The following is an 11,794-nucleotide window of genomic DNA, read 5'->3' as shown; positions in this document are numbered from 1 at the left end:
AGGCGGGAGGCCGGAATGCGGGTACTGGTGGTCGAGGACGAGCGCAACCTCGCCGACGCGATCGCGCGCGGGCTGCGCAAGCGCGGGATGGCGGTGGACGTCGCCTACGACGGCGACGCCGGGCACGAGGCGGCGTTCGTCACCCGCTACGACGTGGTGATCCTGGACCGGGACCTGCCCGGCGTGCACGGCGACCGGATCTGCGCCGACCTGGCCGCCTCCGGCACGCTGACCCGGGTGCTCATGCTGACCGCGAGCGGGACCGTCGCCGACCGGGTCGAGGGGTTGCAGCTCGGCGCCGACGACTACCTGGCGAAGCCGTTCGCCTTCGACGAGCTGGTGGCCCGGGTGCAGGCGCTGGGCCGGCGGGCCACCCCGGCCGCGCCGCCGGTGCTGGCGGTGGCCGACCTGGAACTCGACCCGGCCCGCCGGGTGGTGACCCGGGGCGGCACGCCGCTCGACCTGACCAACAAGGAGTTCGGCGTGCTCGCCGAGTTGCTCCGGGCCCGCGGCGCGGTGGTGTCCAGCGAGGAGCTGCTGGAACGGGTCTGGGACGCCAACACCGACCCGTTCACCACCATCGTCCGGGTCACCGTGATGACGCTGCGCAAGAAGCTCGGCGAACCGCCGCTGATCGACACCGTGGTCGGCGCCGGCTACCGGATCGAGCGCCCGCAATGATCGGTGGAACGGTCCGGCCGACGCTGCGGCTGCGGCTCACGCTGCTCAACGGTGTGCTCCTGGTCGGCGCCGGGGCGATCCTGGTGCTGCTGGCCTGGCTGCTGGTGCGGGACGCGCTGCGCCCCACCGACGAGCTGCTGCCCGGCACCACAGTGGTGCTCACCGACGGCCGCACCCTCGACGCCGGGCACTGGCAGCGGCAACTGGTCGACGCCGCGTCCCGGGAGCTGCTGTTCAAGGGCCTGCTGGCGCTGCTGGCGATCAGCGTCGTCGGGGTGGCCGGGGCGTACCTGGTGGCCGGCCGCGCGCTGCGCCCGCTGCACCAGGTCACCGCCACCGCCCGCCGGCTCGGCGAGACCACCCTCGACGAGCGGATCGGCTGGTCCGGCGCGGACGACGAGGTGGCCGAACTCGCCGAGACGTTCGACGCGATGCTGGACCGGATCACCGCCGCGTTCGAGGCGCAGAAGCGGTTCGTGGCGAACGCCTCGCACGAGCTGCGGACCCCGCTGGCGGTGATGCGTACCGAGATCGACGTGACGCTCAGCGACGACGACGCGGACCTGGGCGAGTACCGGCGGATGGCCGGCGTGGTGCGGGAGGCGTCCGAGCGGGCCAACGGACTGGTCGACGCGCTGCTGGTGCTGGCCCGCAGCGAGGCGCAGACCGGCCGGCGGTTGGCCCGCCGCGCCGAGTGCGACCTCGCCGTGGGCACCGCCAACGCGCTCTCCGCGGTGGCCCGCGAGGTGGAGCGGATCGGTCTGAAGGTGCACACCTCGTTGCGTCCCGCGCCGGTGGTCGGCGACCCGGGGCTGCTCGACCGGCTGGCCGGCAACCTGGTGGAGAACGCGGTCCGCTACAACCACCTGCACGGGCGGATGTGGGTGCGGACCGGCACCGACGGGCAGCGTTCCTGGCTGGTGGTGGGGAACACCGGCTTCGAGGTCGCCCCGGCCGAGGTGCCCGGCCTGTTCGAGCCGTTCCGGCGCGGCGGGCAGGAACGCACCGGGGCCCGCGGCTCGGGCCTCGGCCTGTCCATCGTGCGGGCGGTCTGCGACGCGCACGGCGGCACGGTGAAGGCGGTCCCGCAACCCGGCGGCGGCCTGGAGGTGACCGTCACGCTTCCGTCGGCCGACCCGCCGGCGGCCACCTGACCGCCGATCCGCGCCCGTCCGGGCGTACCCCCGGCCCCACCTGATCGTGCGGTCCGGCCCGGCTGTCCCGGCCGGCGCGGCGGGTGGACGGGCGTGGCGGTGCGGTGGTCGGTCAGAAAGCTTGCGCGGCGCTGGACGCCGGTGCGGGCGTGGCCCAGGGTGAGCGGAGCGACACGCCTCACCGCCCGACCTACGGAGCTGCCCGTGACCCACCCCTCGGCCCCGCGCCGCCGCGCCCTCGCGGCCCTCGCCGCCGTCGCGCTCACCGCGGCCGGCCTGGCCCCGGCCGCCCCCGCCGGCGCCGCGCCCGACCACACGACAGTGGTCAAGGCCGTCCCCGCCACCACCTCGCCGGACATCATGGACGGCACCGTCGACGCGATCCACGACGCCGGCACGAAGATCATCGTGGCCGGCTCGTTCAGCACCGTGCAGAACCGCAACTCCGACACCGACATCCCGCGCAACTACCTGCTCGCCTTCGACAAGGCCACCGGCACTGTCGACACCGCGTTCGCGCCGTCGGTCGACAACGAGGTGTACGCCGTCGTCGCCGGCCCGACCGCCGGTACGGTCTTCGTCGCCGGCAAGTTCAACACCGTCAACGGGGTGACCCGGCGCAAGGTGGCGCTGCTCGACGTCGCCACCGGCGCGCTGGTCACCAGCTTCGCCCCGCCCGCGTTCAACGGGCTGGTCAACGACATCGCGCTGGCCGGCAACCGGCTGCTGGTCGGCGGCATCTTCACCACCGCCGGCAACCCCAACCCGCGCGGCGGGCTCGCCTCGCTCAACGCCACCACCGGCGCGGTCGACAGCTACCTGACCACCGCGCTGACCGAGCACCACAACTACGACGGGGTCAGCGGCTCCAACGCCGGCGTCGGGGTGGAGAAGATGGCCCTCGCCCCGGACGGCACGAGGCTCGTGGTGATCGGCAACTTCAAGAAGGCCGACGGGGTGCTGCACGACCAGATCGTCCAGCTCGACCTGGGCGCCACCGCCGCCACCGTGGCCGACTGGAACACCAGCCGCTACACGCCCCGCTGCAAGTGGCAGGCGTTCGACTCGTACATGCGGGACGTCGCGTACGCGCCGGACAGCAGCTACTTCGTGGTGGTCACCACCGGCTCGCCGTACGGCGGCACGCTCTGCGACGCCGCGGCCCGCTTCGAGGGCGGCACGACCGCCACCGACGCGCAGCCCACCTGGATCGACTACACCGGTGGCGACACGTTCCTCTCCGTCGCGGCCAGCGAGCAGGCCGTCTACGTCGGCGGCCACTTCCGCTGGCTGAACAACAGCGCCGGCGGCGACAACGCCCGGGCCGGCGCCGTCGGCCGACCCAGCATCGCCGCGCTCGACCCGCGTACCGGCCTGCCGCTGTCCTGGAACCCGGGCCGCCACCCGCGCGGCATCGGGGCCTCGGAGATGCTGGTCACCCCGACCGGGCTGTGGGTCGGCGGCGACACCTCGTGGATCGGCAACTTCCAGTACCGCCGGGAGCGGATCGCGTTCTTCCCGCTGGCCGGCGGGACCGCCCCGCACCCGACCACCGCGGCGACCCTGCCCGGCACGGTCTACCAGGCCGGCGTGCCCAAGCCCACCAACGTGCTGTACCGGGTCAACGCCGGCGGGCCGGCGGTCGTCGCCACCGACGGCGGGCCGGACTGGGCCGCCGACGACGGCGGCAACCCCAGCCCGTACCACAACAGCGGCAACTCGGCCGCCGGCTTCGCCGCCGTGGGCGCGCTGGACGCGACAGTGCCGGCCGGCACGCCCGCCGCCCTCTACAGCGACGAGCGGTACGACCCGGCCGGCGCGCCGGAGATGACCTGGCAGTTCCCGGTGCCCACCGGGACCGAGGTGCGGGTCCGGCTCTACCTGGCCAACCGGTACGACGGCACCGCCGCCGCCGGCTCCCGCGTCTTCGACGTGGCGCTGGAGGGCACCACCGTCCTCGACGACCTCGACCTGTCCGCCACGGTCGGACACAACGTGGGCACCATGCGCGAGTTCACAGTGGTCAGTGACGGTTCCGTCGACCTGGAGTTCCTCCACGTGGTGGAGAATCCGCTGATCGACGGCATCGAGATCGTCAAGACCGGCGCACCGCCCGCCGGCACCGGCGACGAGGTGCAGTCCCGGTCGTACGACGGGACGACCACTGTCGGCGCGCCGAGCCCGGTGGCGAACCCGGACGGCACCGCCTGGTCCACCGCGCGGGGCGCGTTCTGGGTCGGCGGCACGCTCTTCTACGGCATGGACGGCGCGCTGTGGCGGCGCACGTTCGACGGGACCACGTTCGGCGCCCCGTCGCTGGTCGACCCCTACCACGACACCTACTGGGACGCGGTGGAGACCGACTCCGGGCCGGCCGGCCAGACGTACGCCGGGGTGACCACCGGCTTCTACGCCGAGATCCCCAACGTGACCGGCATGTTCTTCTCCGGTGGTCGGCTCTACTACACGCTCGCCGGGCAGAGCGGCCTGTTCTGGCGCTGGTTCACCCCGGACAGCGGCACTGTCGGCGCGGACCGGTTCACGGTGGCCGGCTCGGGCGGGCTCGCCGACGCGGGCGCGGTGTTCGTGGCCGGCGGCACGCTCTACAAGGTCAACCGGGCCACCGGTGACCTGTCGGCCACCGACTGGCTCAACGGCTCGCCGGGTGCGACGTTCACCGTGCGCAGCGGCCCGGCGGTCGACGGCACCGACTGGCGCGCCAAGGCGGTCTTCCTCGGCCCGTGATGGGGTGTAAGGAGGGGGCCCCGCTTAACGCTTTCGGTAGAGGCGGGGGCCCCGCTTAACACCCACCTGTTAAGCGGGGCCCCCGCCTTGCGGGCCGGCCGGTCGGGCTGGCACGATCGGGTGAGTCAGCCGAGAGGTGGAAGGGGGTGTGGTGATGTCGAATCCGTTCCGTCCCGCGCCCCGCGTTCCCCGCTGACCCTCGTACTCCGCCGGGGCGCATTCCCCATCGGAGGAAACACCGTGAGTGCACACATCCACTGCGTGACAGTGGAGTCCGACGACCCGTACGCCCTGGCCGGCTGGTGGGGCCGGGTGCTCGACCGCGAGCGGCACGACGACGACCACCCGGGAGACCCGGAGGCGGTCCTCGTCGCCCCCGACGGGCACGGCCCCGACCTGCTCTTCGTCGAGGTGGGTGAGCGCCACCGCAAGGGCGCGTTCCACCTCGACCTCCAGCCGGCCGAGGGCACCCGGGACGCCGAGGTCGTGCGGCTGCGCGACCTCGGCGCGACGCTTGTCGCCGACCGGCGCCGGCCGGACGGCACCGGCTGGGTGGTGCTCGCCGACCCGGAGGGCAACGAGTTCTGCGTCTGCCGCTCCCCGGCGGAACGCGCCGCGTCGGCCTGACCCGGAAACGGCGCCGGGCCCCCGCCGTCGGCGGGGGCCCGGCGTTCCGACCGGTGTCAGTCCTGCTTCTCGATCTCGCCGCGCAGGGCGACGAACTCCGACTGGAACTCGGCAGCGGTCTTGAAGTAGACGACCACCATGCCGAGGCTGCCCTTGTCGGTCCAGACGCAGACGGCCACCGGGACCTCCTGCGCCTTGCCGTCGCCGCACTTGGCGTCGCCGCCGAGCGGGCCGGCGTCGACCGTCTTGAACTCCTTGGTGCCCAGGTCCGGGGTGACCGCGGCGATGGCGTCCGCCATCTCCTTCTTCGGGTCGGCGATGACACCGGAGACGGCGACGATCATGACCAGGTCCTTCTTGGCCGGGTCGCCGTAGAACGCGCCCGCCGTGCTGGTCGCGTTCGGCACGTCCTTGCCGAGCTCGGACTTCATCGCGAGCGCGGTCGACTGGAGCTGCGGCTCGGTCGCCTTCGGCCGGCCGCCCAGCGTCGTCGGCTCGACGACCCGGGTCTTGGTGGCGGTGACGACGTCCTTCACGTCGTCACCGGCGGCGAGCCAGAAGGCGACGCCGCCGCCGACGCAGAGCACCAGCACCACGGCCAGGACGATCAGCAGGATCTTGCCGACCCCGAACTTCTTCTTCGGCGGGACCGGGGCGCCGAGCTGGTCACCGCCGTACTGCTGCTGCGGCGGGGCCGGCGGGTAGTCGCCGCCGTACTGCGGCTGCTGCGGCGGCGGGTAGCCACCCGGCTGCGCGGAGGGGGAGGGGTTGTGGCCGGGGTAGGGATTGGACGGCGGCTGGGACATGAAGGCAGCTCCTGTGAAGATTCTGGACGCGTGATGGTAGCCAGGGCCGCCGACAACCCGCTGTCCGGCCAAGGGCGGTGTGACGAAACCGGAACCGTCCCGTGACCGGCCCCGGAACGCCGACCGCGGTGGCCGCATCGTCCGGAACGGACGGCGCGGCCACCGCGATCGATGGCGTCGGGTCGGTCAGCGCAGGCTGGCCACACCGCGTGGCAGGAACCGCCGACCGGTCACCCGCTCGGAGGTGCCGGTCCGGTCCAGGTACGGCGTGACGCCGCCCAGGTGGAACGGCCAACCGGCGCCGAGGATCATGCACAGGTCGATGTCCGGCGCCTCGGCGACGACACCCTCGTCGAGCATCAGCCGGATCTCCTCGGCCAGCGCGTCGAGCGCGTTCTGCCGGACCTGCTCGGCGGTGAGCGGCTGGTCGCCGACCACGAGCAGCTTGGCGACCTCCTCGTCGATCCGGTCGTCGACCACGATCGGCCGGCCCGAGTCGGCGATCCGCTTGAGGTTCTCGCTGACCGCGAACCGGTCCGGGAACGCCGCGTGCAGGGTGCCGCCCACGTGGTACGCCACCGCCGGCCCGACGAGCTGGAGCAGCGCCAGCGGCCGCATCGGCAGGCCCAGCGGGTCCAGCGCGCTGTCCGCCACGTCCAGCGGGGTGCCGGCGTCGACGGCGGCGAAGACGGTGCCGAGGAAACGGGTCAGCAGCCGGTTCACCACGAACGCCGGGGCGTCCTTCACCAGCACCGACGACTTCTTGAGCTGCTTGCCGACCGCGAACGCGGTGGCCAGCGTGGTGTCGTCGGTGCGCTCGCCGCGGACGATCTCCAGCAGCGGCAGCACCGCCACCGGGTTGAAGAAGTGGAAGCCGACGACCCGCTCCGGGTGCTCCAGGTCGGCGGCCATCTCGGTGATCGACAGCGAGCTGGTGTTGGTGGCGAGCACCGCGTCCGGCGCGACGATCTTCTCCAGCTCGGCCCAGACCTGCTTCTTGACGCCCAGGTCCTCGAACACGGCCTCGATGACGAAGTCGGCGTCCGCGAACACGGACTTGTCGACCGAGCCGGAGACCAGGCCGTACAGCCTGGCGGCGGTGCCCTTGTCCATCCGGCCCTTGCTGACGGCCTTCTCGATCTGGGTGTGCACGTAGCCGACGCCCTGGTCCACCCGGGACTGATCAAGGTCGGTCAGCACGACCGGCACCTGAAGTCGGCGGGCGAACAGCAGCGCGAGCTGGCTCGCCATCAGGCCGGCGCCGACGATGCCCACCTTGGTCACCGGCCGGGCCAGGCCCTTGTCCGGCGCGCCGGCCGGGCGCTTGGCCCGCCGCTGCACCAGGTCGAACGCGTACAGGCCGCTGCGCAGCTCCTCGGAGAAGACCAGGTCGGCGAGCGCCTCGTCCTCGGCGGCGGTGCCGGCGGCGAAGTCCGCGTCCTTCGCGGTCTCCAGCAGGTCCAACGCCCGGTACGCGGCCGGGACCGCGCCGTGCAGCCGCTGGTCGAGGGTCTGCCGGGCGAAGTAGAGCACGCCCGCCCACATGTCCTTGTCGACCTCGGGACGGGTCACGGTGACCTCGCCCCGGACCACGCCGGCGGCCCATTCGAGGGACCGCTCCAGGAAGTCGGCGGGCTCCAGCAGCACGTCCGCGATGCCCATCTCGGCCGCCTGCTTCGGCTTGAGCATCCGGTTCTGCATCAGCGGGTTCTGCAGGATCACCTGGGTCGCGGCCGGGATGCCGATCAGGTTCGGCAGCAACTGGGTGCCGCCCCAGCCGGGCACCAGGCCGAGCGAGACCTCGGGCAGCGCCAGGGCCGCCGCGCCGGCCGACAGCGTCCGGTAGTGGCAGTGCAGCGCCAGCTCCAGGCCGCCGCCCATGGCCGCGCCGTTGACGAACGCGAACGTCGGCACGTCGCTGTCCTTGAGCCGGGCGAAGACCCGGTGGCCGAGCCGGCCGATCTCCAGCGCCTGCTCCCGGTTCTCCAGCGCGGGCAGGCTGGTGAGGTCCGCGCCCACGCAGAAGATGTACGGCTTGCCGGTGACCGCGACGAACGCCGGGTCCGCCGCCAGGGCGGCGGTGATCGCCTCGTCCAGGCTGGTCAGGCCGCCCGGGCCGAAGCTGTTCGGCTTGGTGTGGTCGAAGCCGTTGTCCAGGGTGATCAGGGCGGCCGGCCGGTCCAGCCCCGGCACGGACACCTGGCCCAGCAGCGCCTTCGTGACGACCTCGTTCGGTGCGGCGAGCGCGCTCACTTGTTGCCACCCTCCCAGTTCGGGTTCTCCCAGATCACGGTGCCGCCCATGCCGATGCCGATGCACATGGCGGTGACGCCGTAGCGGACCTCGGGGTGCTCGGCGAACTGCCGGGCGAGCTGGGTCATCAGCCGCACACCGGAGGACGCGAGCGGGTGCCCGATGGCGATCGCGCCGCCCCAGGCGTTGACCCGCGGGTCGTCGTCGGCGATGCCGAAGTGGTCGAGGAACGCGAGCACCTGCACCGCGAACGCCTCGTTCAGCTCGAACAGGCCGATGTCGTCGATGGTCAGGCCGGCGATGCGCAGCGCCTTCTCGGTGGAGGGGATCGGGCCGACGCCCATCACCTCGGGCTCGACGCCCACGAAGCCGTACGACACCAGCCGCATGCCGACCGGCAGGCCCAGCTCGCGGGCGGTCTCCTCGGCGACGAGCAGCGCGGCGGTGGCGCCGTCGTTCAGGCCGGCCGCGTTGCCCGCGGTGACCTTGCCGTGCGGGCGGAACGGGGTCTTCAGCCCGGCCAGCTTCTCCAGCGAGGTGTCCCGCGGCGCCTCGTCCACGGTCGCCAGGCCCCAGCCGCCGTCGGCGTCCCGGATGGCCACCGGCACCAGGTCGCCCTGGAGCTTGCCGTTGGCGTACGCCTTGGCGGTCTTCTGCTGCGAGGCGAGCGCGAACGCGTCGGTGCGCTCCTTGGTGATGTGCGGGACCCGGTCGTGCAGGTTCTCCGCGGTGGCGCCCATCACCAGGGCGGACGGGTCGACCAGCTTCTCCGCGACGATCCGCGGGTTGGGGTCGACGCCCTCGCCCATCGGGTGGCGGCCCATGTGCTCGACGCCGCCGGCGATGGCCACGTCGTACGCGCCCATGGCGATGCCGCCGGCCACGGTGGTGACGGCGGTCATCGCGCCGGCGCACATCCGGTCGATGGCGAAGCCGGGCACGGTCTTGGGCAGGCCGGACAGCAGGGCGGCGGTGCGGCCGATGGTCAGGCCCTGGTCGCCGATCTGGGTGGTGGCGGCGATCGCCACCTCCTCCACCTTCTCCGGCGGGAGCTGCGGGTTGCGGCGCATCAGCTCACGGATGCAGCGGATCACCAGGTCGTCGGCGCGGGTGTTGGCGTACATCCCACCCGCCTTGCCGAACGGCGTTCGGACGCCGTCGACGAAGACGACATCTCGGACTTCACGGGGCACTTGGAGCCTCCCTCGGCACTGGCCATTTCCCCGGATGCTACTCGCCAGTAACCAACTGCGTCACCACCCCCCGTGTGGCCCACCCCACACCCCGCGCCGGACCGGCTCAGGACGACGGGGTACGCAGCGCCTCGGTGAGCGCGGGCAGGAGCAGGCCGAGCTGCCACTCGCGGGCACCCAGCGTGCGCAGGGTCTCCGCCACCGTGTCGTCGCTGATCTCCTCCGGCGGCTGCCAGGCCAGCCGGCGGATCGAGTCCGGCGCGATCAGGTTCTCCGCCGGCAGGTGGTGCGCCGACGCGGTGCCGACCACCACCTCCCGGCAGCGGGCCAGCCGGCCCGCCGCGACCGGGTCGCGCTCCGCCCACCGGTGCGGCGGCGGCGGACCCTCCACCGTCGGACTCACCGGCAGCGCGTCGTCCGGCAGTTGGCGTGCGTCGTCCAACGCCGCCAACCAGGTACGCGCCAGCCGGCGCACCGAGCGGCCACCGAACCCGGGCAGGGTCAGCAGCGTCTTCTCGTCCTTCGGGTCCAGTTCGGCCGCCGCCACGATCGCCGAGTCGGGCAGCACCCGCCCCGGCGCGGCATCCCGCCGGGAAGCGATCTGGTCCCGGGCGTACCAGAGGGAACGCACCCGGGCCTGGGCGCGGGCGCCGCGGACCCGGTGGATGCCGGACGTGCGTCGCCACGGCTCGGCGCGGACCCGGGGCGGGCGGGCCCCGTTGCGCACCAGCGCGGCGAACTCCTCCGCCGCCCAGCCGGACTTGCCCTGCCGGCCCAGCTCCTCGTCGAGCGCGTCGCGCAGGTCGACCAGCAGCTCCACGTCCAGTGCCGCGTACGTCAACCAGGACTCCGGCAGCGGCCGGCTGGACCAGTCCGCTGCGGAGTGGTGCTTCTCCAGGCTGAAGCCGAGCAGCTGTTCGGTCAGCGCGGCCAGACCGACCCGCTCGAACCCGGCCAGCCGGGCGGCCAGTTCGGTGTCGAACAACCGGCGGGGGCGCAGCCCCAGCTCGGCCAGGCAGGCCAGATCCTGGCTCGCGGCGTGCAGCACCCACTCGGCCTCGGCGATCGCCGCGTCGAGCGTGGACAGGTCGGGCAGCGGCAGCGGGTCGATCAACGAGGTGCCGGCGCCCGCCCGGCGCAGCTGCACCAGGTAGGCCCGCTGGCTGTAGCGGTAGCCGGAGGCGCGCTCGGCGTCCAGGGCCACCGGGCCGGTGCCGGCCGCGAAGCGGGCCACGACCGCGTCGAGCTCACGGGGGGTGGCCACCGGCTCGGGGGTGCCGTCGCGCGGGGCGGTCAGCGGGACGGCCGCACCCGCGTCGGTCTCGGTCCCCGCGCCCGCCGGCTCCGGCACGGCCGTCGACGGATGCGGAGACACCTCTCCCGTACGGCTTTCGGCGGCCCGACGGCGCAGGGGTGGTTCGTCGGTCACCTGACAACCCTAGTAGGCCGGACGATCCGGTGCGCGCAGCCGGTCCGGCGCGTGTCGACGAGATGTCCGCCAGGTGTCCGGAACGGGGCGGGTTGCGCGGGGGTGAGAGGGTCGGACAACGGGGGAGACAAACCCCGTTCCCGCCGGTACGGTCCATCGAGCCGTGAGCGGCGCGGGGGCGGCCGGGCAGCGGTCGGGGGCGTCGGCGGAGCCGGCGGGGGAGGACAGGCGATCATGGCAGGCGGGTACGAGACCGGCGACGGCGTGCCGGGGCAGGGCGGCGACGGAACGGCCGGCCGGCCGGGGCCACTGCCGCCGCGCATCGCTCCCCCCGGCCGCGCGGCCCCCTTCCCGGGTGCGTCCAACGACCCCGACTGGTCCCGCAGCGCTGCGGCGTCCGACCCGGCCCGAGGTGCTGCCGGGTTCGACCCGGCCCGGGGCGCTGCCGCGCCAGAACCGACCTGGGGCGCCGCCGTGCCGGATCCGGCCTGGGGTGCTGCTGCACCGGAATCGGCCTGGGGTGCTGCCGTGCCGGATCCGGCCCGGGGCGCTGCCGCGGCCTACCCGACCCGGGGCGACGCCGCCGGTCCGCCGTTCCGGGGCGGGGCGCACGCGGCGTCGCCGGTGCCGGTCCAGCCGGGCGTCGGTCCGGCCCAGCCGCCGTCCGTCGCGGCTCACGCCGGTTCACCCTCCTTGGCGGCTCACGCCGGCTCGCCGTCGGGGAGCCCGACCTACCCGCCGTCCTCCGGCTCGGCCCAGCCGGGGCCGTCGGGTGCCACCGCGACGTATCCCGGTCAGCCGGTGTCCGGTCCGGCCTGGCCGGGCCAGCCGGCGGCGGGATCCTCGTACCAGTCCCGACCGGCCCCGGGCCCGCCGTTCACCGGCCCGCCGGTGTCCGGTCCGGCG

8 protein-coding genes are annotated in these 11,794 nt (G+C 73.9%); 4 read left to right on the top strand and 4 right to left on the bottom strand.

The window, feature by feature from the left end; genetic code table 11:
- Positions 1-15: 15 nt before the first annotated feature.
- The 4 genes from ACH495_RS23705 to ACH495_RS23690 all read left to right on the top strand — a co-directional run bounded on the left by ACH495_RS23705 (position 16) and on the right by ACH495_RS23690 (position 5,207).
- Positions 16-681, top strand: a complete 666-nt coding sequence (locus ACH495_RS23705; protein WP_396859895.1) for a response regulator transcription factor — start codon at positions 16-18, stop codon at positions 679-681.
- Entirely contained in the window at positions 678-1,835 is a 1,158-nt protein-coding gene (locus ACH495_RS23700) for a sensor histidine kinase (RefSeq protein ID WP_396859894.1), read from the top strand. Before ACH495_RS23705 ends, ACH495_RS23700 begins: the two co-directional genes overlap by 4 nt.
- Positions 1,836-2,039: 204 nt before the next feature.
- Complete coding sequence (locus ACH495_RS23695; protein WP_396859893.1) at positions 2,040-4,580, top strand: malectin domain-containing carbohydrate-binding protein; 2,541 nt, start codon at positions 2,040-2,042, stop codon at positions 4,578-4,580.
- 240 nt (positions 4,581-4,820) lie between these two features.
- Positions 4,821-5,207 carry a VOC family protein gene (locus ACH495_RS23690; protein ID WP_396859892.1) on the top strand — a complete coding sequence of 129 codons (387 nt, stop codon included), beginning with the start codon at positions 4,821-4,823 and terminating at the stop codon, positions 5,205-5,207.
- 56 nt (positions 5,208-5,263) lie between these two features.
- On the opposite strand, the gene ACH495_RS23685 is transcribed toward ACH495_RS23690, so the two are convergent.
- From ACH495_RS23685 to ACH495_RS23670, 4 genes are all read right to left on the bottom strand, one after another.
- A complete protein-coding gene (locus ACH495_RS23685; RefSeq protein ID WP_396859891.1) occupies positions 5,264-6,013 on the bottom strand; it encodes a hypothetical protein in 750 nt (249 codons plus the stop codon).
- A gap of 186 nt (positions 6,014-6,199) precedes the next feature.
- Positions 6,200-8,266, bottom strand: coding sequence for a 3-hydroxyacyl-CoA dehydrogenase NAD-binding domain-containing protein (locus ACH495_RS23680; RefSeq protein ID WP_396859890.1), 2,067 nt, complete (start codon positions 8,264-8,266; stop codon positions 6,200-6,202).
- On the bottom strand, positions 8,263-9,459 hold the full coding sequence (locus ACH495_RS23675; RefSeq protein WP_396859889.1) for a thiolase family protein: 1,197 nt from the start codon (positions 9,457-9,459) through the stop codon (positions 8,263-8,265). The genes ACH495_RS23680 and ACH495_RS23675 overlap by 4 nt, the downstream gene beginning before the upstream one ends.
- Before the next feature lie 106 nt (positions 9,460-9,565).
- Entirely contained in the window at positions 9,566-10,888 is a 1,323-nt protein-coding gene (locus ACH495_RS23670; protein WP_396859888.1) for a ribonuclease D, read from the bottom strand.
- Positions 10,889-11,794 lie beyond the last annotated feature (906 nt).

This window comes from Micromonospora sp. NPDC018662 (assembly GCF_044391475.1).
Classification (GTDB): domain Bacteria; phylum Actinomycetota; class Actinomycetes; order Mycobacteriales; family Micromonosporaceae; genus Micromonospora.
This window is presented reverse-complemented; position numbering and strand designations above follow the sequence as displayed.